The sequence below is a fragment of the Methanoregula boonei 6A8 genome, from assembly GCF_000017625.1.
GTDB lineage: Archaea > Halobacteriota > Methanomicrobia > Methanomicrobiales > Methanospirillaceae > Methanoregula > Methanoregula boonei.
The window spans coordinates 660,094-683,923 of record NC_009712.1; the positions used below are offsets into that span (position 1 = coordinate 660,094).

At 48.9% G+C, this 23,830-nt stretch carries 23 protein-coding genes; 9 read left to right on the forward strand and 14 right to left on the reverse strand.

The features are described 5' to 3' along the window. The first annotated feature begins 6 nt into the window (after nucleotides 1-6). Nucleotides 7-1,158 (forward strand): hypothetical protein, encoded by a 1,152-nt coding sequence (locus tag MBOO_RS03610; RefSeq protein WP_048068252.1) that lies wholly within the window; start codon nucleotides 7-9, stop codon nucleotides 1,156-1,158. Nucleotides 1,159-1,613: 455 nt separating this feature from the next. On the opposite strand, the gene MBOO_RS03615 is transcribed toward MBOO_RS03610, so the two are convergent. From MBOO_RS03615 to tuf, 3 genes are read right to left on the reverse strand one after another with little or no spacing between them, the layout of a single operon-like run. Then, complete coding sequence (locus MBOO_RS03615; RefSeq protein ID WP_012106237.1) at nucleotides 1,614-3,245, reverse strand: flippase activity-associated protein Agl23; 1,632 nt, start codon at nucleotides 3,243-3,245, stop codon at nucleotides 1,614-1,616. 11 nt (nucleotides 3,246-3,256) lie between these two features. Then, nucleotides 3,257-3,565 (reverse strand): 30S ribosomal protein S10, encoded by a 309-nt coding sequence (gene rpsJ, locus MBOO_RS03620; RefSeq protein WP_012106238.1) that lies wholly within the window; start codon nucleotides 3,563-3,565, stop codon nucleotides 3,257-3,259. 18 nt (nucleotides 3,566-3,583) lie between these two features. Next, nucleotides 3,584-4,861, reverse strand: a complete 1,278-nt coding sequence (gene tuf / locus MBOO_RS03625) for a translation elongation factor EF-1 subunit alpha (RefSeq protein WP_012106239.1) — start codon at nucleotides 4,859-4,861, stop codon at nucleotides 3,584-3,586. Nucleotides 4,862-5,025: 164 nt separating this feature from the next. On the opposite strand from tuf, the gene MBOO_RS03630 reads away from it, so the two are divergent. Continuing rightward, nucleotides 5,026-5,322, forward strand: a complete 297-nt coding sequence (locus MBOO_RS03630) for a hypothetical protein (RefSeq protein WP_048068581.1) — start codon at nucleotides 5,026-5,028, stop codon at nucleotides 5,320-5,322. Between the two features lie 207 nt (nucleotides 5,323-5,529). On the opposite strand, the gene cobS is transcribed toward MBOO_RS03630, so the two are convergent. Then, nucleotides 5,530-6,240 carry an adenosylcobinamide-GDP ribazoletransferase gene (gene cobS / locus MBOO_RS03635; protein WP_012106241.1) on the reverse strand — a complete coding sequence of 237 codons (711 nt, stop codon included), beginning with the start codon at nucleotides 6,238-6,240 and terminating at the stop codon, nucleotides 5,530-5,532. Next, nucleotides 6,237-6,671, reverse strand: a complete 435-nt coding sequence (locus MBOO_RS03640) for a phosphatidylglycerophosphatase A (protein ID WP_012106242.1) — start codon at nucleotides 6,669-6,671, stop codon at nucleotides 6,237-6,239. Before MBOO_RS03640 ends, cobS begins: the two co-directional genes overlap by 4 nt. A gap of 82 nt (nucleotides 6,672-6,753) precedes the next feature. Here MBOO_RS03640 and cobT point away from each other — a divergent pair, with 82 nt between their 5' ends. The 5 genes from cobT (at nucleotide 6,754) to MBOO_RS03665 (ending at nucleotide 11,946) form a co-directional block, all read left to right on the forward strand. Next, nucleotides 6,754-7,782 (forward strand): nicotinate mononucleotide-dependent phosphoribosyltransferase CobT, encoded by a 1,029-nt coding sequence (gene cobT, locus MBOO_RS03645; RefSeq protein ID WP_012106243.1) that lies wholly within the window; start codon nucleotides 6,754-6,756, stop codon nucleotides 7,780-7,782. Nucleotides 7,783-7,821: 39 nt separating this feature from the next. Next, complete coding sequence (locus MBOO_RS03650; protein WP_012106244.1) at nucleotides 7,822-8,376, forward strand: GMP synthase subunit A; 555 nt, start codon at nucleotides 7,822-7,824, stop codon at nucleotides 8,374-8,376. Between the two features lie 88 nt (nucleotides 8,377-8,464). Continuing rightward, entirely contained in the window at nucleotides 8,465-9,505 is a 1,041-nt protein-coding gene (locus MBOO_RS03655; RefSeq protein WP_012106245.1) for a DUF3821 domain-containing protein, read from the forward strand. Between the two features lie 48 nt (nucleotides 9,506-9,553). Continuing rightward, nucleotides 9,554-10,060, forward strand: a complete 507-nt coding sequence (locus tag MBOO_RS03660; RefSeq protein ID WP_012106246.1) for a nitroreductase family protein — start codon at nucleotides 9,554-9,556, stop codon at nucleotides 10,058-10,060. A gap of 599 nt (nucleotides 10,061-10,659) precedes the next feature. After that, nucleotides 10,660-11,946 (forward strand): bifunctional hexulose-6-phosphate synthase/ribonuclease regulator, encoded by a 1,287-nt coding sequence (locus MBOO_RS03665; protein WP_012106247.1) that lies wholly within the window; start codon nucleotides 10,660-10,662, stop codon nucleotides 11,944-11,946. Nucleotides 11,947-11,952: 6 nt separating this feature from the next. Here MBOO_RS03665 and MBOO_RS03670 read toward each other — a convergent pair whose 3' ends face one another. The 3 genes from MBOO_RS03670 to MBOO_RS03680 are packed head-to-tail and all read right to left on the reverse strand — an operon-like array spanning nucleotide 11,953 to nucleotide 14,979. After that, on the reverse strand, nucleotides 11,953-12,387 hold the full coding sequence (locus tag MBOO_RS03670; protein WP_012106248.1) for an ACT domain-containing protein: 435 nt from the start codon (nucleotides 12,385-12,387) through the stop codon (nucleotides 11,953-11,955). A 1-nt stretch (nucleotide 12,388) separates the two neighbouring features. Further along, nucleotides 12,389-13,690 carry a phenylacetate--CoA ligase family protein gene (locus MBOO_RS03675; protein ID WP_012106249.1) on the reverse strand — a complete coding sequence of 434 codons (1,302 nt, stop codon included), beginning with the start codon at nucleotides 13,688-13,690 and terminating at the stop codon, nucleotides 12,389-12,391. After that, nucleotides 13,690-14,979 carry a phenylacetate--CoA ligase family protein gene (locus MBOO_RS03680; RefSeq protein ID WP_048068253.1) on the reverse strand — a complete coding sequence of 430 codons (1,290 nt, stop codon included), beginning with the start codon at nucleotides 14,977-14,979 and terminating at the stop codon, nucleotides 13,690-13,692. Before MBOO_RS03680 ends, MBOO_RS03675 begins: the two co-directional genes overlap by 1 nt. A gap of 201 nt (nucleotides 14,980-15,180) precedes the next feature. On the opposite strand from MBOO_RS03680, the gene cas1 reads away from it, so the two are divergent. Further along, on the forward strand, nucleotides 15,181-16,113 hold the full coding sequence (cas1, locus tag MBOO_RS03685) for a CRISPR-associated endonuclease Cas1 (protein WP_012106251.1): 933 nt from the start codon (nucleotides 15,181-15,183) through the stop codon (nucleotides 16,111-16,113). Here the strand turns inward: cas1 and MBOO_RS03690 are convergent. The 5 genes from MBOO_RS03690 to MBOO_RS14125 form a co-directional block, all read right to left on the reverse strand. Continuing rightward, complete coding sequence (locus tag MBOO_RS03690) at nucleotides 16,097-16,390, reverse strand: acylphosphatase (protein ID WP_012106253.1); 294 nt, start codon at nucleotides 16,388-16,390, stop codon at nucleotides 16,097-16,099. The genes cas1 and MBOO_RS03690 overlap by 17 nt on opposite strands. Then, the gene (locus MBOO_RS03695; RefSeq protein WP_012106254.1) at nucleotides 16,387-19,950 is read right to left on the reverse strand and encodes a hypothetical protein; all 3,564 of its coding nucleotides are present in this window, start codon (nucleotides 19,948-19,950) and stop codon (nucleotides 16,387-16,389) included. Before MBOO_RS03695 ends, MBOO_RS03690 begins: the two co-directional genes overlap by 4 nt. 243 nt (nucleotides 19,951-20,193) lie before the next feature. Next, a complete protein-coding gene (gene glmM / locus MBOO_RS03700) occupies nucleotides 20,194-21,576 on the reverse strand; it encodes a phosphoglucosamine mutase (RefSeq protein WP_012106255.1) in 1,383 nt (460 codons plus the stop codon). Between the two features lie 30 nt (nucleotides 21,577-21,606). Next, complete coding sequence (gene mobB, locus MBOO_RS03705) at nucleotides 21,607-22,017, reverse strand: molybdopterin-guanine dinucleotide biosynthesis protein B (RefSeq protein ID WP_012106256.1); 411 nt, start codon at nucleotides 22,015-22,017, stop codon at nucleotides 21,607-21,609. After that, nucleotides 22,014-22,829, reverse strand: a complete 816-nt coding sequence (locus MBOO_RS14125) for a DUF5806 family protein (RefSeq protein WP_012106257.1) — start codon at nucleotides 22,827-22,829, stop codon at nucleotides 22,014-22,016. The genes mobB and MBOO_RS14125 overlap by 4 nt, the downstream gene beginning before the upstream one ends. Nucleotides 22,830-23,376: 547 nt before the next feature. Here MBOO_RS14125 and MBOO_RS14045 point away from each other — a divergent pair. Further along, entirely contained in the window at nucleotides 23,377-23,532 is a 156-nt protein-coding gene (locus MBOO_RS14045) for a hypothetical protein (protein ID WP_198324444.1), read from the forward strand. A 22-nt stretch (nucleotides 23,533-23,554) separates the two neighbouring features. On the opposite strand, the gene MBOO_RS13780 is transcribed toward MBOO_RS14045, so the two are convergent. Further along, on the reverse strand, nucleotides 23,555-23,692 hold the full coding sequence (locus MBOO_RS13780; protein ID WP_157677584.1) for a hypothetical protein: 138 nt from the start codon (nucleotides 23,690-23,692) through the stop codon (nucleotides 23,555-23,557). Nucleotides 23,693-23,830 lie beyond the last annotated feature (138 nt).

The following is a 23,830-nucleotide window of genomic DNA, read 5'->3' on the forward strand; positions in this document are numbered from 1 at the left end:
AGGTTGATGATGAAGGGAATGGGATTGAAACGGTTAATTATCATTTTGGCCCTGCTGGTTCTCCTGCTGCCTGCAGTATCCGAGGCATATACAGTAAATTCAATGACGATAAACCCAAGTACTGGTGCATTGACTCCGGGAACGGCAGTGAGTCTTTCATTCACGGTACAAGAACCCAGTGGTTCATCGACAATGAACGATCTCATATTGAATACTGCATTGAAAAACCCCCAATGGTCTTATATCATCAATGTAAACGGAAACCCGACTTCACCTACCCAGTCAGGATCTGCTACTGTTGACATCAGTAGCTTTTTACTAGAGTATAAATCATCAGATGATGTCACAGTCGGTGTGACATTGTCCGGTACTGCTCCCTCAGTGACCCAAACCTCTAATCAAACTTTAATCTCTATATGGGAGGAGGATTCAAATGGTAATCAGGTTGCGACTCCCTATACCCAGACCGCACTTATCGTCAATACTAATGATGTAACAACCGCGATTGCAAATGCGAACACCCAACTTGCTCAGCTCAAGGCAGATATCGATGAGAAATCAGCACTTGGTATTGATACGTCTGCAGCACAGGCTCAGTACAACTCTGCCCAGAGCCAGATCTCTCAGGCTCAGGCAATGCCATCAAGCCAGTACACAGATGCGTTGAACGCGATTAATTCGGCCACATCTGCAATCACTAACGGAGAAACTCTTCTTGATAAATCTTGGGCTGAATCTGAGATCTCAAATGCGCAGGGTCCCATTAATAACGTTGATCAACTGATTGCGTTTTTCCAGAGCAACACAAGTACGGCGAATGATGCCCGTTTGTCGACGGTTATAACTGAAAGGGAAATTGCGGTCAGTTATATTTCGGCAGCAAATGACTTTGTGACCAACGGTAACTATGCATCGGCCCGCTCGAAGGCTGAACAGGCATATACCGAGGGAAACCAGTCCTACAACGATGCTCTTGCGTTTCAGGCAGCATTAGCTGCAAATCCATTCTCTAATCTTTTGGGAGGCCTAGGTACCAGCGTTGGTTCTGTGTTCAGCTCAGGTGTTCTGATCATAGGGGTTGGGGTAGTTGTTGTGGTATTGATTGTTGTTGGGATTATCATCTACCGCAAACGCTCCCGGTGGGATGAACTGGGTTGAAGATTGTGAAAATCCCCAATCTCACTCCCTTTTTTTATGTAGCAGGTAAACTCCCGTTGGCTTGGGACTTTTAGTGATTTCTTTACATCGTGGAAGGCTGTAAGAATTTTTCCGTGACTTGGGTGGCAACACCTCGTTTTCGCGTCACTTTCTTATCGAAGTAGTTATGGTATGCGTAAAGATGGAGACCGTAAGATACCTGCATTAAATGCCGAGCCCTTCTCATATTGCATCTTCCCACGCACCCCGGATCCTTTATCTTACCCGGTAGCAACTTGTTTTCCCGTTCACTTCCATTTTTTAACTTCAAAAATCCGATATTAGCATTTGGTAGCGTGCATATCTTGAAAATGGTGTATCCGGAAAAAGGGTAAATATGCACTTTTTTTGCAAAAAACCGATCGAAAACAGGATAAATATATCATATGGGGGTCAGGATTTCAACCGAGTAAAAATTAACGATCCCGGGTGAACACGTCAAGGTTAATGCTCCCCATGGTGCCGTCCCGGTGGAAATAGTAGTCAAGCAACCGATCCTGGTTATCATAAAAGGAGAACCAGTAATCCAGCTTGTAGGTCTGTTTATCATACCCCGGTATCGAATCATAACTCTCGGCATCGTGGAGGATGATGGTGTCCGGATGCTCCGCAGTAAGAGTTGCGATATCTTCTTTCTGGCCGTAGAAAGTTATCTTGTTCCACCGATCACCCCGGTAATACCAGGGCAGTGGCCAGTAATCCTGTGATGCGAGAACTACATGGCTCGAATTGTCAATAATGCCCATGACGCTTCTTAGATCTTCTGAATTCTGGACCTGGACAATGGGCTCATTAATATCTGCTGGAATAAATGCTACATGCCAGGTCATCAGGGCTAGGAACAGACAGCCGATAAGCGCAAAGGCAACCTTCTGCCAGTTCAGTTTGTACACAGCAACAAAAGACATCGGGAGGAGCTGGTGGATGATAAGCCATGGCACCTTTTCCCCGACGTAGGCATAAAAGGCCATGGTCAGGATCATCCAGTAGATACAGAGCTGGAAGAAAAAGTCGGATTTATATGAGGCCGTTCTGGAACATTTCAGCTGGTCACGGCTCGTTGCAGCAAGATCACCTACTGACAATTCGAACTGGCGCGTCGAAATCCAGTTTTTCAGACGTCTTCCTGCGAGGATTAGGCCGGAGTCCGTTACGATAAACTGAAGGGTTCCCACTATTGCCAGAAGGAATATTGGTACTTCGTAGAGCAAATAGAGGGGGATATAGAAATAAAACGGCCCACCCAGACGCTGTTCATCGGACATCGACACCCAGTGATCGACTGCCTGGTACCAGCCAGTGGTATTTACCTGGAAGTTCTGCCCGACCAGCGTTTCCGGATGCATCCCGAATGCCGAATAAAAAGCTACCAGTACCGCTGTGATCACCAGCAGTCCGATCAGGAGATCGTATTTCCATTGCGGTGGCAGGCTGATCCGTTTTCTCCAGATGGCAAATCCGAAGAATGTGATAAATATCAACAGGATAAACGGCATTTCTTCCTTGCAGCACAGTGCCCCTCCTGCAGCAAGCGCCCCGATGAGCACATACCTCAACTGTCCCCGCTCGAAATAATAGAGCAGGGCGACAAGGAGCAGCATCGTAAAGAACAGCATGAAGATATCATGGCGCAGGAACCGGGAGAAATAGACCATGTCGGGAGATATGGCAAGGAACAGTGCAACAACCAGTGTCTGTGCTTTAGTGATATACCCCAGCCGGTAAATGCAGTACACCAGCGGAATGAGCAGGGTGCCGAATAGTGCCGGGGCAAGCCTTGCCACCAGATCAGATGCACCAAAGAGGGAAAACATCCCGGCGGTGATGTAGTAAAGGAACGGGCCGTGGTAGCTGGGATCGTAGATCCATGTCCCTTTGGTCAAGAGGGTAAAAGAAAACCACGAGTGGATGGCCTCATCATGATGGAACAATTTGAGATCCAAGTGCCAGAACCGGAGGACTATGGCTACTAGAAAAACAAGAAGGAAAAGTCTCTCGAAAGTAAAAATGTGTTTTATCTTATCGGAAAAGAAAGCGGCCTTTTCCATGTGCCGCCCCTTCAACTTTCCAGTACAATTTCAATTCCGATATCTTTTGGCACCTGAATCCGCATCAGCTGGCGGAGTGCACGCTCATCTGCATCAATATCAATCAGTCTCTTGTGCACGCGCATCTGCCAGCGGTCAAAAGTTGCGGTCCCCTCCCCATCGGGGCTTTTGCGGATGGGTACAACGAGTCTTTTTGTCGGGAGTGGTATGGGTCCAGCCAGATTTACTCCTGTGCGTTCGGCTATTTCTCGGATCCTGTCACAGACCGTCTCTACTTTATTGAAATCTGTTCCTGTCAGGCGAATTCTGGCTTTTTGCATCACAATCACCAAAAAATATTATCTCATCTGTTTCGGCTGAATCGCAATGCACATTCCGGCAGCAATCGTTGAGCCCATATCACGGACGGCAAACCTGCCCAGCTGTGGGAGTTCCTTGACGTTCTCTATGACCATGGGTTTTGTGGGCTTGATCTGGACGATGGCTGCGTCTCCGGTCTTTAAGAACGTGGGGTTTTCTTCCTTGGTCTGGCCGGAGCGCGGGTCGAGTTTCTTCTTGAGCTCGATGAACGTGCAGGCTGTCTGGGTGGTGTGGCAGTGGAAAACCGGCGTGTAACCAACGGTAATTGCGCTGGGGTGCTGGAGAACAACGACCTGCGCCGTGAACTCATCTGCAACGGTCGGGGGCTGCTCGGCAGGGCCACAGACATCGCCGCGGCGGATGTCACCCTTTGCGATACCACGGACGTTGAACCCGACGTTGTCACCGGGGACTGCCTGGGGGATCTCTTCGTGGTGCATCTCGATGGACTTGATTTCGCCATCCTTGTTTGCCGGCATGAATGAGACCTTCATGCCCTTTTTCATGATACCGGTCTCAACACGGCCGACCGGTACGGTTCCGATACCGCTGATACTGTAACTGTCCTGGATAGGTAAGCGGAGCGGCTTGTCGGTGGGCTTTGAGGGTTCCTTGAATGTGTCGAGTGCAGGAATCAGTGCCGGGCCCTTGTACCATGGGGTTTCGGGGCTGTTTGCCTTGATGTTGATACCCTGAAGCGAGCTTATCGGGATAAAGAGCGTCTCTTCCGGTTTATACCCTACCATCTTGATAAGGTCGGAGAGTTCCTTCTTGACTTCGTTGAAGCGCTTTTCATCGAATTTGACTGCATCCATCTTGTTGATGGCGATGATAATCTGCGTGATGCCAAGAGTACGGGCAAGGAACACATGTTCCTTGGTCTGCTCCATGACGCCATCAGGGGCTGCAACGACAAGAATTGCTGCATCGGCCTGTGACGCGCCGGTGATCATGTTCTTGACGAAGTCTCTGTGTCCCGGGCAGTCTACGACCGTGAAATAATACTTGGGGGTGTCGAACCGCTTGTGTGCGATATCGATGGTGATACCTCTCTCACGCTCTTCCTTGAGGTTATCCATGACCCATGCAAATTCAAAAGTCGCCTTACCCTTCGATTCAGCCTCCTTGCGGTAGGCTTCGATAATGTGTGCAGGTACTGCACCCGTCTCGAACATCATGCGGCCAACGGTGGTTGACTTCCCGTGGTCAATGTGTCCGATAACGGCCAGGTTCATATGGGGCTTATCAGCTGCCATTTGATTGTTCCTCCCAAAATGGGGTAATACGCATACCGTCTGTCTATGCGAGTATTACATATATGAGACGCATCTATTTAAAGTATTTCGATTCCGCACACCTTTCTTCAGGTGAGAATTCTTATCGATATTCTCATATCGTTTGTCCGAGTATTTTCATGGGTATGAAAACCCTTGCTTTCCAGCGCGATACTGCAAAAAACCGGGTTACCGTTGCCTGTGCCATGGGCAGCGTCTCAGTGTACAGTTCATGCGCGTACTGCAGGCATTGTCAAGCGATCAAGGTGGGCGAACGCTTCTTGCCATCCCCACAGATCCAGGCACTCAGGAATTTGCGTCATCAGGGTGCTGCCGATGAAACCCTCATGACCGCCGGGATGATGTTCAATGCACTGGTGAGGGATGGATCTGCCGTTGAGTGCGATGATGATACAAGTCAGGGTTTTGAAAAACTGTACTGAACTTTTTCACCCTTATTTATGGGGCAGAACAGTGAGGCGGGTATTGATATTCTTCATCCGTGTAGTTGTGTGCCCACAGTCACAATTTTGCAGCGGGTACCGTAACGGGTTTTACTTGGTTGTTTCACGTTATCCCCCCCCCAATAACTCTTTTTTGTTTCATTAGAGGAAAGGCACAAGCAGGGCAGCGTATATCAGAAAAAACATTCAGACCAGTGCCAGTGCAACAACAACCAGTGCCCGGGTGATCTCGTTTGATGCCCCGACCACATCGCCATTGACTCCGCCGAAAATTCTTTCTGAAATGGTAAGAAGCACGACCGGGCAGAGGATCATCATGAGAGCGGCAACTGCGAGCCGGAAGGGAGATACTGGGAGAAGCACCAGAGGGATACAGAGCAAGAGTGAAAGGAAGGGAAACCAAGGCTTTGAAAACCGGTGGAGATAACTGTGCATTCCTTCCTTGAACGGCGCCCCGTAGGTTGTAAGAAACGCCATGGAGAATTTTGCCGCAACCTCGCCTATGATAAGGGCAGAAATCAGGGACGTCGCTGCATGGAGACCGGCAAAAAGAAGAAGAGTGACGACAATACCCGCGGCAATTCCCCCTGCTCCTACACACCGGTCTGTGAGCGCGCGCGTCCGTTTTTCGCGGTCACCCTGCGCCATGAGTCCGTCACCGAGATCGAGCAGGCCGTCAAAATGGTGGGCCCCCGACAAGAGAATCACCCCGGCAACGGCTACTGCCGCGGCAAGCACCGTGTCCCTTATGAAAAATACCGGTATGGCAACCAGAAGGGCAATTACGTAGCCGGCAATCGGAAATATCCATGAGTGACGTGCAAAAAGATCAAAATCTAGCGGCTTTCCCACAGGAAGAAGCGTAGTAAACTGCAAAAGCGAAAGAACCGGCCTCATACGCACTCACTGTACAGGCGGGAGGTACATCCGGCGATCAGGCCTGCCACGGCATCATCGAGAAACGGTCCGAGCGTGGCAAGGATCCCGGGTTTCTTCTGGTCGTACCGTGTAAACTCGAACCGTGCGTAGGTTCCTCCGATGCATTCGGCAATGGCCATGCCGATGATCTCGTCGCTTAATAAAAAAACCGGATCTTCGGCAATTTCGGAATCTTTCCGGTGTTCATAGAGTTCTTCTTCGAGCAACACGGCACCAAGGAGCAAAGAGGCGACGTTTGGGTCTGCAAGGTATTTCAGGATTTTTTTCCTGATATCTTCCGCGGCCTGCTCCTCCGGCATCCCATGAGAGACATAGAGCCCCATGGCAGCATCCACGATTGCATCAAGGGTAATCCCCTTTTTTTCCAGCCGGGTTTCGATCTCAAACATGCCTTGCCATGTACTGGGGGTACGATCCTATTATAGGATTGTGAAACAGGATGACGATATCTTCAAAGCAGATGGATAAGAGATGATTCTATCAGTATCCATGGCATTCCTCACCGGTGTACCCAATTTCTCCGGGAAAAGACCTGCATTTTGTGTCATTCTGGGAAATACACTGCTCTCAACCATCCCCGGTATTTCCGGTGCCGGTCCGACACCGGAACAAACCCTGCTCACCCCGAATCTTGATGCTGAATTGGTCACAAACGGTCGGATTGCAAACCCGGATATTAAGCCAAATACCCCCACCGGGTGTCCAACTCCTGCTACAATCACCCGTGCTATGATAGAACTGACCGGTATTGCCCCGGTCTTTATCAATGCAGGTTTGCATAATCCTCTGACCGTCCCGTACCTGGATGCCTTGGGAAGCGTGGGAAACGATCCCCGGACCGGTGATGCCATCCCCCGGGCCCACCAGATTTTTTCCCAAGGCAGGAATATTGGGAAGATCCTGTCAGGAATGGGAGACCTGCTGATTCTGGGAGAGTGCGTGCCCGGTGGAACCACAACAGCGCTCTGCGTTCTCCGGGCACTCGGGTATCCTGCCGCTGTAAGCAGCAGTTTTGTCGACAATCCCCGTGACCAAAAAGAGAGGATATGCCGGGAGGTCCTTACCGGCCTCACCCCGGAAATGCGGCGCGATCCCTTGGCCATTGTCCAGCGTGTCGGCGATCCAATGATCCCGGTCGCGGTAGGTATTGCCAGCACATACTCCGGAACCCTGGTGCTCGCCGGAGGAACCCAGATGCTTGCCGTGTGTGGTGTGATCAAGGCAATGAACGGTCGCCTGCCTTCTGTGGCCACGACTGTTTATGTTCGTGACGACGGTTCGGCAAACGTGCAGGAACTTGCCGATATGATGGGTGTAACCGTTTACTATGTTGATCCCACATTTGGTGAGCTTGGTCACGATGGACTCGCACGCTACTGCACCGGGGAAGTCAAAGAAGGGACCGGTGCAGGGGGAGCTATGTTCATGGCCTCAGTGATGGGATTTACCCCGGAGCAGATCAAGGATAAGATCTATAATACTGTGCTGGCTTACCGCTGAACAGACTTAAGACCCCGGTTATCCAATGGATCTGTAACAATGCTTCCTATCTGTGTAGTCAATAATTACGGGCAGTTTAACCATCTGATTCACCGCGCCCTGCGGGATCTTGACATCGATGCGGTGCTGATCCCCAATACTACTCCAAGGGAGGAGATTGCCTCTCAGTACCGGGGTATTATCCTTGGAGGTGGGCCGGATATTGCGCGGGCAGGGGTATGTGCGGAGTATCTGGATCTTGGAATCCCGGTACTGGGGATATGCCTTGGGCTTCACATAATTGCGAGAAAATTTGGTGGGGTGGTTCATCCGGGAAAATCCGGAGGATACGGATCGGTCGAGGTAACGATCCGTGAACATGACGATATCCTGTCGGGGTATCCAGATATAATCCCTGTATGGGCATCGCATGCGGACGAAGTCTGCAGGATCCCTGAGGGATTTACGCTTCTGGCCAGTTCCGGGATCTGCGAAGTGGAGGCAGTCGCTTGTCCCCGGAAACGGATTTACGGTCTTCAGTGGCATCCTGAGGTTAGTCATACTGTGGGTGGGAAGCGGGTGTATGAAAATTTCGATGCGATCTGCACGGAATAGCGTCCATATTGAGTGAGTTACCCATTTTTTGCCGTGGTGACCCCGGCGGAACATCACGTTTTTAAAGCCAAAAACAGCATTGAACAATATGCGAATCGGATCAGCTGCCCGGTATGGGTTTGTGTTTATCTGCCTCTGTGTGCTTGCCGGCCCGGCGCTGGCGGCCGGAGCCTATACAACCGTCCCCCAGGGGGGGACCGTCTTTATCGGTGAACAGGGTCTCGATATCACGTCCGCACTGGGTAGTGATTCCACCATTGGGTGGTGGGCCTCGGGGGCGGCAATTGCGACCAGTTCCCCCGATAGCCAGATGCCGGTGACCACCCCCTCTAACTTCTACATATCACCGTCTGCATTCGGGCAATATACAGGCAATTGGTATCGGATAAATTCTCAGGGAAAACCCGATGGGGTAGCTTTTGTCGTTGCCGATCCCTCTCTTGCTGTCAGGATAATCGATACAACCGTGAGTATCGATATGACAAACAAGTGGATTCCCCGGGGGGATCAGGCAGCTTTCCAGATAGATACCAACTTAAACCAGTTGTTTACAAGAGGCAGTTCTTCCACTGAAGGGATTGATCTTTATGTACAGGCTCCTTCAGGAGGAGTCTATTCAGCCCTTCTCGATAGTTCGGGTGTAGCCCACCCCCTCAGTAACCTTATCGTCTCGAGCCCATCGTACCAGACACCCTGGAGCTGGGACACCGGCAATTCGCAGTACGTAACGGGGACTTATACGATCTGGGCCAAGTGCGACATAAATGGCATGTATGATAATTACGGTACCACCGGTAAAACGATCAGCCAGCAGGTTACCGTTCTCGATCAGGAACAGAATCCTCTGATCTCGGCAAATGGTCCTGCAACTGTTACCACTACGCAATCGAATGCCATACAGACTTCCACAACACAGAATACACCCCTGCCCACTACGCTTCCGACAACAATCGTCACAACACCGGTAACGGTTATTACCACAACCACCGTAACCACCCCGGTCACTTCTGTGGCTACCACATCCGCTCCTGTGGAAACAACAACTCCAAAGGCCAGTGGGTTTGGAACGATCCTGACAGTGGTCTCAATAGTTACTATAAGCCTTCTGGGGTTTTGCCGTCGGCATTGAATGTTCCCTCCATAACCTTTTTATCCGCTGTTTCGCCATATCCGGAATATGAACGTTATAACTGCGGTCATCAAGGGACGGCACAGTATCCGGAAATTCAGGTCGGATCCCCTTGATGAGATATTTATCCATGATGCCATCGAATGCGCAGTCCATGCTCCGACTGCGATGAACCTGCAGCCCTGGCTAATCGGTGTCATACATTCCCGGGATCTGCTTTCCAAAATTGCAGCAGTGACCGATCACGGTAAGTTCATTGCAGATGCCGCGGTTTGTTTTGCTGTTTTCGGAGAGCGTGATGCAAAATATTATCTGGAAGACTGCTCTGCGGCAACTGAGAACCTGATTCTTGGTCTGCATGCGTACGGCGTGGGATCCTGCTGGGTGGCGGGAGACAAAAAAGAGTACGCGGAGGACCTGCGAAAGCTCCTGAACGTGCCGGAAAAATACACCCTTGTTTCTCTGGTTCCCGCCGGAATTCCTCAAGAAGTCACCCCGGCAACAAAGAAAGAAACAAAGAATATGATCTTTTCCGATACATTCAAGAAAAATTGAGTCCTTTCTCATTTTTTGGCTCTGTTGAAACGTACATAACCGGGAGTTCACTCCAGAAGTACGAAAGTTAAACATGCATACCCGGTTTTGGTAAAACGAGTTAACCCGATGTATGTAATTTTCAGGGCGAGTTCCAGGAAAATGACCGGTTGTTACCGGGTTATGAACTGCGGCATTGCCCTGAGTACTGGTTCCAGCCCGGATCTTTTTCCCGAGCACAAAAAAATGCCGGCATTTCGTTGGCCGAATTTTTTTGTCAGCCCAGGCGATCCGGATTTTTTTTAAAAAACCGGAACTGCCTAAAAATTCACGGCGAAGCAATAACTGTTACGTTAGTTGTACAACCAACCGTTGGTCAATTATCCAACAGTTGGCTTGTTAACTAACACCTTTTTTTCGCGCAAAAATTTTTTTGCCATATTTTTTTCGGCACATCAACCCGGTTGCTCTCCACGGTACCGGCAATCAACAGATCCCGTGCTCTCTTGCATTATCTGTACCCCGAGGCTTTCGACAGCGCAGACGTATTCACTTCAATAAAAATCCGAACCAGGCATTCCCACAATCCTTAAACTCCCGGTGCGTCCCATCAATAGATTATGGAAAAGATTGTCCTGCAGGTTGCGCTGGACCTCCTTGAGCTTAACCGGGCCGTACAGATTGCACGGGAGGCGCTGACCGGTGGAGCTGACTGGATCGAGGCCGGGACCCCGCTTATCAAAAGCGAGGGAATGCGGGCGATCCGTACGTTGCGTGAGCAGTTCCCGGATGCTGTCATCGTTGCTGACATGAAAGTCGCTGATACCGGTACTCTCGAAGTCGAGATGGCCGCAAAAGCCGGGGCAAACATTGTCTGCATCCTTGCTGACGCGGACGATGCAGTGATTGCCGAAGCAGTACGGGCCGGCCGATTGTATGGAGTCAAGCTGATGGCGGATCTTATCAATGTTGAGGATCCGGTGGGGCGTGCCCGACAACTTGAGACGCTGGGGGTGGATATCATTGCAGCACATGTTGGCATCGATCAGCAGATGATAGGGAAGGATTCTCTAGATCTTCTCCAGATGATAAGGAAAGAGATCCATATCCCGGTTGCCGTTGCAGGAGGGTTGGATCCTGTCACCTCCGGGGAGGCAGCAAATATTGGCGCCGATATCGTGATTGTCGGTGGTTGGATCGCCCGCTCTGCCGATGTCGAGGGATCTGCCCGTCAGATCCGGACATCTTTGGATTCACCCACCCCTGCAGCCCCGGAAAAAAAGAGCAGGGACGAAGAGATCCGATCGCTCCTGATTCAGGTCTCCACTCCCAATATCAGTGATGCAATGCACCGGAAAGGTGCGCTCCCTGGCTTGGTTTCACTTTGCGGAAATGTAAAGATGGCCGGCAGGGCTGTCACTGTGTGGACGATAGCCGGTGACTGGGCTAAACCAGTGGAGGCTATCGATGGTGCAGCCCCGGGAAGCGTTCTTGTCATTAACAACGATGGAGGAGTCCATGTAGCTCCATGGGGAGAACTTGCTACATTGAGCTGCCTCCAGCGGGGCATCGCAGGTGTCGTGATTGATGGTGCGGCCCGTGATATTGATGATATACGGGCTATGAAATTTCCTCTCTTTGCACGTGCTGTCGTACCCAATGCCGGTGAACCCAAAGGGTATGGCGAAATTAATACGGAGATCCAGTGCTGCGGGCAGTCTGTCCGGCCTGGTGACTGGATTGTTGGGGACGAGAGCGGCGTTGTGGCAATTCCCGGTGAACGGGGATACGAAGTGGCACGACGGGCGCTTGAAGTCAAAAAGACTGAGGCGAGGATACGCGAGGAGATCCGCCGGGGAAGTACGCTCTCCACCGTTGCAGATCTGATAAAATGGGAGAAAAAATGAGAGATGCTAATGGAATACGGAGTACTCAAGCAAGGTTGCCCCGGATGCCAGAACCTTATCGATCGCTTCTTCTACCTGATCCACGCGGAGAATAAGCACTGCGGCTTTTTTCCCGGAATACGCATAGGAATATTCGATGTTGATGCCAGCATCGCCAAGGATCTTTGCAATCTCGTAGAGGCCCCCCGGCTGATCTTTCATCTGGACGGCGATCACCTCGGTAAAGGCCACATTAAAACCAAGTGATGAGAGTTTTTCAAATGCTTTCTCCGGGTGATCCACCAGAGCCCGGATTACACCAAAACCACTTGCTTCGGCTATGCTGAAGGCAAGGATATTGATCTTCTCCTCCCCCAGAGCGTGGGCGACGGAAGCGAGCCTGCCCGGTCGGTTTTCCGAAAATATCGAGATCTGTTTGATGATGTACTTTTTCCTGTCCATCTTACAACACCCTCTTGTCAATCACTTTTTTTGACTTCCCTTCAAACCTCGGAAGGGATCCCGGCTCCACAAGTTCGACATCCACAGCGACATTCAGTGTGTTTCTGAGCCGGTGTTCTACATTCTGCCGGATCCTCATGAGATCGTTGATCTTGTCGCTGAAGGACTCTTTGGTCAGCTCCACCCTGACCAGCATATCATCAAGTGCACCCGAGCGCTCGACTACGATCTGGAAGTGCTCTCCTATCTCGGGAATCGACATCAACGTATACTCAACCTGTGATGGGAAGACGTTGATGCCGCGGATGATCAACATATCATCCACCCTTCCTTGGATCCGTTTTATCCTTGGGCTTGTTCTGCCGCAGGGGCACACTTCATCCTCGATCGAGGAGACATCTCCGATCCGGTATCGGATCATCGGGAGCGCCTCTTTCTGGAGCATCGTGATCGTCAGTTCACCCTTTTCGCCTGTATCCAAAGGTTCACCGGTTTTGGGATCAACGATTTCCACATAAGCGATATCGGACCAGATATGGAACCCGTTCTGCTCAGAACATTCTGTAAACATGGGGCCGGAGAGTTCGCTTGTCCCGTATATGTCATATGCCTTGATCCCCAGCCAGTTTTCGATTCTGGCCCGCATATTTTCGGTCCAGGGCTCCGCTCCAAGAATGCCGGTCCTGAGCCGGGTGTCCTTTTTAATATCGATTCCCATCTTTTCTGCAACTTCGCCGATGTGGAGGAGATATGAGGGAGTGCAGGCAATTGCCGTGACATCGAGATCCTGCATCAGTTCGAGCTGGCGTTCGGTATTCCCGACACTGGTGGGGAGCACGGTTGCACCGATCCTCTCTGCCCCGTAATGCATCCCAAGTCCCCCGGTAAACAGGCCATAACCATAGCTTACCTGAATGACATCCCCTCTGCGAAGACCAACGGAAGTGAGTCCCCGGGCAAGTGAGGTGGTCCAGAGGTCAAGATCCCGCTGTGTATAACCGACTACTGTCGGCTTCCCCGTAGTGCCTGAAGAGACATGATACCGTACCAGTTCTTCCTGCGAAGCAGTGAAGATCCGGTTAGGATAATTGTCCCTGAGATCGCGCTTGAACATGAAGGGCAGTTTCCTGATATCAGATAATTTCTTGATATCATCCGGGTGGACCTTCTGCTCCTTCATACGGTCATGGTAAAAAGACGAAAAACTATAGAGCCGGTAGACAAGACTTTTTAACAGTTTATACTGGGTTTTCCGGAGATCCTCAACGGGCATCTCTTCTATTCGGGGATCCCAATACTGCATCAGATCTCACCTCTGCGGTCGATGACCCGCTTGGCTTTTCCCTCAAATCGTGGCAGGGAGCCGGGTTCTACCAGTTTTACTGTAGTCCGCAGTTCAAGTGTGTCGTGCAGTTCTTTTACTACCTTTTTTTGGATCTTGGCAAGATCCGCAAGTTCCCCGGAAAAATGGCTGCGATTGATCTCGACTTCCACGGTCATCTCGTCCAGATGATTGATTCTGTCGATATATACCATAAACTGATTGCCTACCTCCGGGATCCTGAGAAGTACATGTTCAATCTGGGAGGGGAACACATTGATGCCGCGGATAATGAGCATATCGTCGCTCCTGCCGGTTAACCGGGCGATCTTTTTTCCCCGCCTGCAGAGGCATCCGTCTTCCATGAGCATGGTGACATCACCAGTCCGGTAACGGATGAGTGGCATCGCCTCCTTGACAAGCGGCGTCACCACCAGTTCTCCCCGTTCCCCATCAGAGAGATTTTCCCCACTGACCGGATCGATGATCTCTACCAGATAACTGTCGTGCCAGATGTGCAGTCCATCCCGTTCGGGGCACTCGAAAGCAACTCCCGGTCCGAAGAGCTCGCTCATACCGTACGAATCAAATGCCGTGACACCCAGACGGTCTTCGAGAGTATGGCGCATGGTATCTGACCAGGGTTCGGCACCAAAAATGCCGGTTTTCAGGCTTTCCAGAGGTTCACCCATCTCCTCCGCGACTTCTGACAGATGCATGGCATAACTGGGGGTGCAGTGGATGGCAGTCACACCGAAATCACGGATCATCTCTATCTGGCGTCGGGTATTTCCGGTAGCGCTGGGGATCACCGTCATTCCTATGAGTTCTGCACCGTAATGGAACCCCAGCCCACCGGTAAACATTCCATAATTGACCATGTTCTGGAAAACATCATTCTTCCCGATACCGATCATGGTCATATTCCGTGCGATGAGGCTGGCCCACGTCTCCAGATCCGTGCGGGTATAACCGACAACGGTAGGTTTGCCGGTGGTACCTGAAGTTGTGTGGATCCGAACAATCTTTTGCATGGGAACTGCAAAAAATCCAAAGGGATACCCGTCACGGAGATCCTGTTTTCTGGTGAAAGGCAACTTCGGGATGTCTTCAAGGGTTTTGATATCCGTAGCAGAAACCCCGGCCTTTTCAAACTGTTGCCGGTAAAAATCCACATGCTGTACAGCGCGAAGGGTTTTTTTCAGCCGTTTAAACTGGAGCGCCTTGAGATCTGCGGGTTTCAGAGTTTCCATTTTTTTATCCCAGAACATCCGTAGCACCTGTTATGCTATTGCATGACACTGTATGTATGCAACGTTATATTCTTTATACTTCATTCTCCCCTTGCTTGCACCACAGCCGGATTTTCTTGGTCATGCCCTCTTTATGGCGCCATTTGACCAAAACGATGCCTTAATCAGGAGGAAAAGGGCACTATGTAAATTACACCAAGCGCTTTCCTGCGGGCTTCTATGACACGAGCGATTCCCTGGGTGGCAGTGTATGGGTTTGGCGCTCATATCAAGTCCACACAAAAAAAACTTAGTATCCTTGCCAAAGGAAAGGTCGAGGAGTACCCGCTTGAAGAGATACAAAATCTCCTCATTGTTGGTGGGCATCACCTTAATTCTACCACTTTCTCTCACCTGCTCAGAAATGGATCGTACATCTCCTTTTTTGAGCCGGATGGCTCCCCCTTGGGAATCCTAAAACCCTGGGGGAGTACCTGCGATACCACCATCCGGGCCCTTCAGGAAGGGGCCCCCAGGGATCGTTATGCTACAGCACTCGCCCAAGCCGCTCTTAAGTCCCGTTTGATTGCAATTGAACACATTCAGGATCAGCAGGGGTCATCCCTTTTCTATGAGGGAGAGCTGCAAATACTTCACAATGCACTTCATAATCTCGAATATATGGTCAAACTGGACGAGATCCGGCGTCTTTCCGATCTGACTGCAAATATGTATTACGAGATTCTTTCGCGTGATATTCCCCGTGAGTTCGATTTCCGGAGACGCACAGTCAGGCCGCAGTGCGATCCCATCAACGCTATGCTCTCTTTTGGCTATGCCATGCTTTTTGGGAACTGTTGTGTCCCCGTTATCGGAGCCCGCCTCGATCCTGATCTCGGGATCCTTTATGAGGGATCGGGAGCTCTTGTTCAGGATCTTATGGCCTCATTTAAAGCCCAGATGATTGACGGGGTTATATGGAGCATTGCCCGGGATTCATTGAATGTCGGGGATTTTGAGATAACATCAAACCGGTGTATACTTTCGGACAACCTGATTCAGAATTTAATGTCTTCGTTTCGGAAATCCATTGATAATCAAAAACTGGATTGCCAGGTACATAATTTCCTGCAGGCTCTTTCGAACAAGGAAGATCTCACAATACTGTACTGACCGGCCCGCTGATCTTGATAATGGAGAACTCGGTGTAGGTCCTGATCGGAATATCTGTAGTATGCATATCCCGTATCACCGCCCGTGGACAACTATAGAGCATTGAGATGAATTTTTCCAGAATGATCGGCTCTGCTGTAGCAAATATCTGAACTTTTCCATCGGAAAGATTCATGACAGTACCGGTTACGTTCAGATCGCTGGCAATCTTTCTGGCACAGGCGCGAAACCCCACTTTCTGCACCCGGCCCGTAATGAGAATCTCTACGGTTTTCATTCCGGTTCACCTCCCTGGAGTATTCGTATGGCCATTCCCAGCTCATTGAAGACTTCGTCTCTTAAGATCGATTGCCGGATATTTGTGGCGGCATCAATTGCCTGGTCGAGAATATCCTGCGCAACACTCTCGTATCCCGCAGTGAACATTTTTATTGCCATGTCGCATCGTATATATGCTCTTTTTGAGAGTGGCCTGATGATCTCCGACTCATTTATCGCGTTCTGCAACATTCGTCTCGCTGTTTTAATCTCACCGTTTTCACGGAAGAGAATGGAGAGACGGCAGTATATAAGGGCCCGTTTCCCTCGATCAGGAACTGCATGAACTGTCTGTTCGAGTGATGCAATCTGGCCCGGCGGGGCACCGGTGTCAATAAGCCGGGTCATAGTTGCCATGATCTTTGTAGAGGGCAGATTCTTTTCCGTTGTATCTTCGCATCCAATCCGGGCCAGGCTATCCTGCCGAAGCTGATCATCTTCTATCAATGCAAGGATCTCTGCAGATTTTTTCAGATATCGTTCATCTCCCTGCATTCGGAAGAGATCTTCCAGGATACGTGCAACTTCGTCACGGATGGAATCGGCTACATGCTGAACATTTATCGTTTCTGACAATTGTTCTGCGCGGTTAAGAAGATCAAGTGCAAATGCGATCTCCCCTTTCCTTACAGCAAGCGGTATCAGTTTGAGAGTGAGCAGTGCCTGATTATAGGGTGAATCGATTTTTTCAAGTGATTCTGAAATATGACGCAATGTACTTCTTCCCTGATCCTCTCCATCAAGGGTGTAGGCGGAAATGAGTGCAGTTACATACTCTATGGGATCTGAGATATCGGCAATAATTTCCAGAATCAGACTCAAGCGGGTCTTCTCCGGAAGGAGATCGCCTGCCCGGACTATTGCTGCTACCATCTTCCTGTGGACGAGGGTACTTTGGTCAGGTTCCACATTGTGCAGGCGATCTAATCCTTCCTGTAGACATTTTTGCGCCATCTCCGGATCAATATCATGGTACCCGACAGTCAGTTCTGCGAGTATCAGGATCTTCTCATGCTCCGTGGGAAGACTGCTTACGCCGTCGGTTACCTCGGAGAGCATTCTTTGGCACCCCTGCTCATCGTGTATTATAAGAGTTGATTCGGCAAGTGCACACAGTCCTTTCAAACGGATAAAGGGGTTTTGAATGAGATCGAGAAGGTGGTGTATCAGGATAATGATTGCAGGGGTTGATCGCACGTTGTACCGATTCTGGAGAATATATGCCAGTATTTCGTAGGGATCTGCCGAATCCGGATACACGATATCTTCTCCCAGTTTGGCAATTATCCGCAGCATCATGGCATTGCGCTCTAAGGGATCGTCAATCTCGAGGGCATACAAAGCTAAGGGAAGGACAAAGTCCCGATCGGTACTTTTTTTCGAAAAGGAGAGGATGATATCGATCATCCCTGCAATTTTTAGTGATATACGGGGTTTTTTCACTTCGGCTTTCAAAAGCTGCAGACTTTTCCTGAAGGGATGTAACAGAGCATCGTGATCTGCATGGTTTTTCTGCCCCTCGGTGGCGTTCTGTATGCGGATGCACCCAATTCTGACAAATGATTCTGCAATCCGCTCGCTTATTTGTATCCTTAATGCCGGGTCCTCAATATCCTGCGCAATACGATATGCTTCTTCGAGGGCATCGGGGTCCCGTTTGCTGAGAGCATATTTTATTACTCCGTCAACGATATTTTTTATCGCGTATGTGACGATGCTGCTGTCCAAAAATGCGGAACTCCAGATCCTCATTCGTAAGAGAAGATCAAGATCTCCTTGTGTTGCTGCAAGAAGGGCTGCATCGTCAATAATACTGCTCAGTGTCGATGACCGGATATTTTCCCCTTCTATCATGCAAGTGATGCCAACGGCCTGCTGGAGAATATCGCGGTTTTTGGTTCTCACTCCGATTTCTGCCAGTTTCATGACCACTGTTGACATTGCTTCTTCACGGGCAGACGTAGTCCGGATCCTTTTTGCGAGATCCACGAGAAATAATGCATCAAACGAATCAAGGAAGCCTCTGGATGTCAGAGTCATGATAAAATCAGTGATCACAGAATCTGTTCTGTCATTGAGATCAAGGAGCCGCTTTAAGGAATCACCGTGTTTTGCAATCTCCTCAAACGAGGTATTTTGTCCCATCTCGCGCATTGCAAGGGAAACAGCAAGAGAGACGTTATCGGGAGTACTGTTTTCCAGGATTTCACGGAACTGGGCGGAACCCAATTCCAGTGTTATTCCCATTTTGAGCATGTGGGCAAGGCAGAATGTATACTGGGGCATCCTCTCATGATCCGGAGTGATCTGTGAAAACAGTGCGGCAGCTTGCTCAAAAGCTTCCAGTTCGAGCATAACGCTTACAAATTGCAGATAGATTTCCGTTAGCTCGCTATGGCTGCAGGATTCATTGGCAAATGGAATCAGCTGTCCGATAATTGAGGTTGAGCGGGTACGCCGCGCAATACCTATGCCCGCCCGGATGATCTCTCGTACCGGAACCTTTTCTTCCGATTGGAATTCTTGGATAAATCCTATTGCAGTAGTCAGGTACCATGAATCACCGGAACGCTCCGCCTTAATAAGAAGATTTTGAACGAGATTTTCCTGGATAAAAGGGAATTTTGCTCTGAGAAAAAGAAGATTTTCCAGAATTTGACTTTTATTTTTTATCCGCTCCAGGAATTGTTCAGTCAGGGAATCAATCAGCTCACCCTGAATTTCAGGTAAAAGATCCTCAAATCGGGGAATAAGGAGGCGGACATCGGTAAGATCTTTTACCAGCGAAGATCGCATTCCCAGACCTATGATATGATCCATGCATGCCCGTCTTCGAATCTTCTGGTGTATCTGGGCAGTTAAGTGTAAGCTCTTCAGAAGAAGGTTCAAATCTTCCGTTTTCACGGCATTTGTTGCAAGAGCCTCCGTTATTTCTGCATGAAGTGCTGCTCGTTTTGAAATATCGGTGACCTCATTGGTAAGATCATAGATTTCACAGAGCAGGGTATTGTTCCCCTTCTGGAGGGCCCATCTGGTGAGTCTGGATGCAGCTTCGGTTGTACATTCTGACCGGTATTTTCTAAATGAGATTTTATTGAGGCTTGCAATACCGGTTTCAATAAATAGGGGATTAGCCTCTTCAATACCTGCTGAAATGAGGTTTTGAACAATGCCGGCTATTATTTTCGATTTCAGACTTTTTTTCCCCAGTTTTTCCGCAAGAATAAAAATGCCGTCGAGCCATCCTCTATTCCCCGATTTCGTATATTGTTTTACAAGCCGCGAGAAGAACTCCTCAGCTCCATCTGGTGGAATCGTCCTGATTGCAACTAGCACCTCCGGGGAATTGTGCTGAAAGGCATAATCAAGGATGGTTGCATTCAGTGCCTGATACATCAACGCCCGGGCTTTCCTCTCTTTAAAATGTGCCGAATCGGAAACAAGAGTATCAATGCCCTCCCAGTCTTTGGAGGCAAGCCTTTGACGAATTCGTTCAGTAACCAGGCCGGATAACAACATTATGTGACACTGATATAATGGATACTTGTGAGTTAATGTGACATTGACTTAAATAATATATATAATTTTTTGTTTTAAAAAAATCTCATTTTGCGTCTGTTTTTGATTTTCCCCTTTTTTTATTCGAAAAAAATTGTTTTAAATTGATATTTGTTTGGATTTTCCCATTTTAAGAAAACTGAATTTTTCAAAACCTTTATGTAAAGCTAACGGAAAAAAGCATTTCATTGGATATAGTCTGTGTTAATGAGTATGAGATAATACTTCAAGATTTTCCAGTACAGATTTTTTAATTTCTGCAAGCAGGGCAATAGCTGTTGCACTTTCATCGGCATCAACCATGATGCGGACAAGTGGCTCTGTGCCCGAAGCCCGGATCAATACCCAAGAATCAGGCCTATTGATCTTGAGACCGTCAGTATAATCTATAGATTCCCCTGAGTACTGCTCCCCGAGCCTTTTGATAAGCTCTACCCCATGTGGGGTTGCCAACTTTTCCTTTATCATCTGCCGTTTTGGCAGATGTTCAATGAGTGTGGAAAGATTCTGATTCGATAGGGAAAGAAGAAAAACCATGGAAGCTGCAGTCATCCCCCCGTCCCGGCAGAACTGGTGATCGGGAAAGATTAGTCCACCATTGCCTTCCCCACCGAAAACAACGGAAATCCCGGAATCAATGAGCTCCCGCATCTTTCGGGCAACGTAAATGCTACCCACAGGGGTGTACTGAACGGTGCATCCTTCGGCATTGGCTACCTGTTCAACCAGCTGCGATGTACTGACCGGTGTAACGATGGCACCCTTTGCATTCCTACATATATATTGTGCAATAAGGGCGAATTCGTGATTTTCTTCGACGAAATTTCCTTTGTTATCTACAAAAACGGCTCGATCGGCATCGCCATCGTGGGCAACACCAAAGGCAGCATTGTTTGCCTTCACCAGCGCAGCCAGATTTGCAAGACCTTCCGGTGATGGTTCCGGCAGGCGCCCGGGGAAGGTTCCGTCCATAACACCATTAATGGTAAGAACCCTGCATCCCAGGGCTTGTAGGATTGCAGGGGTGGTCTGGCAGGCAGGACCGGATCCGGGATCCACGATGACGGTCATCCCACTCCCGGGTTTTCCCGTGAAATGCCTGACAACCGCTTCTACATATTCTTCAATCAGGTTTGGTGCTGCTGTTTCTGTTCCGACTTCGCTCCAGAGTTTAACTGGTGTTGAATTCTTTGAGAGCAGATGTTCAAGCCTGACAGTTTCTTCATCCCCCATCTCGGTTCCGTCGGGTTCGATAATTTTTACCCCGTTATATTCCGGGGGATTGTGGGAGGCAGTGATCATTGCTCCTCCGTCATAGTGTTCTTTTATGATATATTGAAGGGCTGGTGTGGGGAGTACACCACAATCTATCACCCTGCAACCGGTGGCAAGAAGGCCGGCCTTTAATGCATTGGCAAGTGCAGGCCCGGTAGTGCGCGTGTCCCGGCCGACAGCGATCCTGCCTGGTCTCATTGTTCCGAGTACCTTTCCGATGGCAAGTGCTAGATCCGGAGTAATTTCTGTTCCTGCTATCCCCCGCACGCCATTTGTCCCGAACAACTGTTTCTGTATTTTTTCTGCTGCCATTTTCGTTAAGATCCATCTGGTCTTTGTCTTTTAATAATCTTCGAAGGAGGATAGGGAGGCGATTACCTGATCGACTGTCGGGTTTCGCAGGATACCGGTATCATCCTGAAGATCCCCAATAACAATCTTCGGGAACGGATACTTCTTGAATCCTTCAATAACTGCGAAATCGATGTCCTGCTGTTTATACAGATAAAGCATCATATCAAGAGAGTTGGAACGGAACGTTACGACCGATTTACCGGCATCAATTCCTGTGGTGAGATCTGCACCGTTCTCAAAAAAGAGGGTAGTATCTTTCCCTTCTTCTAGCCGGTATTCATGATCCCCGAGGTGTTTTATCACACCAACCGTTCCATAAATTTTGAGTTCGGGAATAAGCTTGCAGATAAAGGTGGTCTTTCCCGAATTTGAACGGCCAGTAACCGGAATTATCTTCATGGTTGTAAACCCTCGTTGGTGTTCCCGGAGGAGTTCATCGAAAGAGTATCAGAATTTTTTTCATCAGGGTATGAAGAGGGGATAGCCTGAGTGGTTGTGAAGAGTTCATGTCCATTCTGTCGGGGAGACTGTGACTGTGTTTTTGCCATCTGATCTGGACGAGTAGGGAATTCGACTGCGTTATCCTCTGGCTGAAGAACAGGAGAATTTTCTGGGTTGGGCGGCTTGTTTGTTTCAGGAAATCTTGTCTCCTTGTCATGAGGTTCTTTAGGATTTTCTGAGGGGGTATCCTCTTCATCAGTATGAGTATTTTCGGTTCTCTGAGTGAGGATCGTCTTTGCGGTTTCCCCGACGCTTCGCATAACTCTGGTGATCCTGTCCTCGATATCAATCTCCTCATCGATATCCAGTGTCGTTCCTTCAACCTCCAGAAGAAATCGTGAAACTTCGCTTGCCTCAAAGAGGAGGTCATCGAGTTCGTCCGTGGTAAAGAATCCGCACATTGCCCCGTAGAAAAAGGTGGCGCTTGCTTTTCGTACTTTTTTCTTGAATGAATGGCGTGCCTGGTTCACAGCCTGGGGAGAGTACTGTTCCTCCATGAAGGGGACCAGTTCCGGGAGATGTCTCCCGATAAAGGTCATTTCAGCCCCTCCGGACGTCCGAAAGTCCGTGCACAACCGGGCCAGCGCCCATTCTCGGGCCGTGATATAGGTACGTTTGCGCAGAAACTGGTTTACTTTTCGGTATGTGGCGCCGTCGACTTTTTTGAATTTCTTGTATTTATTGATCACATCTTGGCTGTTATCTTCCATGTGGATCTTCCTGATGGGATAGATTTGCGGTAATATGGATTCTCTCTCGTATCCTGTAGATAGCGTAGATCCCGTTTGTATATAGCAGTATGTGGTTTATTCAGGTTGAAAATAAGACAATTCAGTAGATCCGAAAGTGGTTTTTATTCAAAAATATCCCGATAGATACATAACGCAACGTTTATTGTGAAATAACGATTTTACTCCATTGAAGGTTATTTAAGATGTGCCCTTTTTCACAAATCGCGAGACAGAAATGCTGGGAATTATGGTTTGGCGATAATAACGTAGGCGTCTGTAAAAGAAAAGGTTGTACGAAGACAATTTATCGAAATGCAGGTCCTGATTCTGTCCATCATTGGCATGCCGGTCATATAAGATCATCAGCAAGTGGTGGTTCAGACAATGTTAAAAGAAATTGTGTTCCCCTATGTGACGAATGTAATCGGGAAATTGGAGCAAACCATACTCCCGCCAATAAAAGATAATTTTTCCATTATAGGAAATGCCGATATGTATTTATAGAGATTCTCTGTTAGTGTATTATATGGCAACTAACACGGGTAAGGGATATAGGCAAGGCCCAGTAAAAAAACGCAGTCAAACGGAAAATCCTGCTGCGGGTACATTTGTTAAACGAGGCGAAGATGGGAAATTTATGGCAGCTTCAAAAAAACCTTTCAAGGGAGTACGTAAAGAATAAAATTTGATTTTTGAAAACGATCTTAGCCGGTTTTAATTTTTTTTATTGTGACTTCGACGTAATCATCCTTAATTAATCCTTCATCATCCCAGGTTTTTTTATCAATTACAATCCGCCTCTGTTTATCGTCCTTAACTTGGACAATGAATGGCTTTGCCATGTTCACCACACTACCCATTTTCACCATAATCTATTAATAGATAACTTGATAATAGGTGATTGTGGTGAATTAACCATAAATGGTGAAAATGGAGATGGCCCGTTTCCATCTGTACCCCTCTGCATAAGCGCAGGAAAG

Coding starts and splice junctions, on each gene's coding strand:
- MBOO_RS03630 (WP_048068581.1), top strand. CDS start 5,026: ATGAAAACCCTTGCTTTCCAGCGCGATACTGCAAAAAACCGGGTTACC.
- MBOO_RS14125 (WP_012106257.1), bottom strand. CDS start 22,829: ATGGAAGATAACAGCCAAGATGTGATCAATAAATACAAGAAATTCAAA.
- cas1 (WP_012106251.1), top strand. CDS start 15,181: ATGACACGAGCGATTCCCTGGGTGGCAGTGTATGGGTTTGGCGCTCAT.
- MBOO_RS13780 (WP_157677584.1), bottom strand. CDS start 23,692: ATGGCAAAGCCATTCATTGTCCAAGTTAAGGACGATAAACAGAGGCGG.
- MBOO_RS03680 (WP_048068253.1), bottom strand. CDS start 14,979: ATGTTCTGGGATAAAAAAATGGAAACTCTGAAACCCGCAGATCTCAAG.
- MBOO_RS03695 (WP_012106254.1), bottom strand. CDS start 19,950: ATGTTGTTATCCGGCCTGGTTACTGAACGAATTCGTCAAAGGCTTGCC.
- MBOO_RS03690 (WP_012106253.1), bottom strand. CDS start 16,390: ATGAAAACCGTAGAGATTCTCATTACGGGCCGGGTGCAGAAAGTGGGG.
- MBOO_RS03610 (WP_048068252.1), top strand. CDS start 7: ATGATGAAGGGAATGGGATTGAAACGGTTAATTATCATTTTGGCCCTG.
- cobS (WP_012106241.1), bottom strand. CDS start 6,240: ATGAGGCCGGTTCTTTCGCTTTTGCAGTTTACTACGCTTCTTCCTGTG.
- glmM (WP_012106255.1), bottom strand. CDS start 21,576: ATGGCAGCAGAAAAAATACAGAAACAGTTGTTCGGGACAAATGGCGTG.
- MBOO_RS03675 (WP_012106249.1), bottom strand. CDS start 13,690: ATGCAGTATTGGGATCCCCGAATAGAAGAGATGCCCGTTGAGGATCTC.
- MBOO_RS03615 (WP_012106237.1), bottom strand. CDS start 3,245: ATGGAAAAGGCCGCTTTCTTTTCCGATAAGATAAAACACATTTTTACT.
- MBOO_RS03670 (WP_012106248.1), bottom strand. CDS start 12,387: ATGGACAGGAAAAAGTACATCATCAAACAGATCTCGATATTTTCGGAA.
- rpsJ (WP_012106238.1), bottom strand. CDS start 3,565: ATGCAAAAAGCCAGAATTCGCCTGACAGGAACAGATTTCAATAAAGTA.
- MBOO_RS03665 (WP_012106247.1), top strand. CDS start 10,660: ATGGAAAAGATTGTCCTGCAGGTTGCGCTGGACCTCCTTGAGCTTAAC.
- mobB (WP_012106256.1), bottom strand. CDS start 22,017: ATGAAGATAATTCCGGTTACTGGCCGTTCAAATTCGGGAAAGACCACC.
- MBOO_RS14045 (WP_198324444.1), top strand. CDS start 23,377: ATGGCAACTAACACGGGTAAGGGATATAGGCAAGGCCCAGTAAAAAAA.
- MBOO_RS03655 (WP_012106245.1), top strand. CDS start 8,465: ATGCGAATCGGATCAGCTGCCCGGTATGGGTTTGTGTTTATCTGCCTC.
- MBOO_RS03640 (WP_012106242.1), bottom strand. CDS start 6,671: ATGTTTGAGATCGAAACCCGGCTGGAAAAAAAGGGGATTACCCTTGAT.
- cobT (WP_012106243.1), top strand. CDS start 6,754: ATGATTCTATCAGTATCCATGGCATTCCTCACCGGTGTACCCAATTTC.
- tuf (WP_012106239.1), bottom strand. CDS start 4,861: ATGGCAGCTGATAAGCCCCATATGAACCTGGCCGTTATCGGACACATT.
- MBOO_RS03650 (WP_012106244.1), top strand. CDS start 7,822: ATGCTTCCTATCTGTGTAGTCAATAATTACGGGCAGTTTAACCATCTG.
- MBOO_RS03660 (WP_012106246.1), top strand. CDS start 9,554: ATGAACGTTATAACTGCGGTCATCAAGGGACGGCACAGTATCCGGAAA.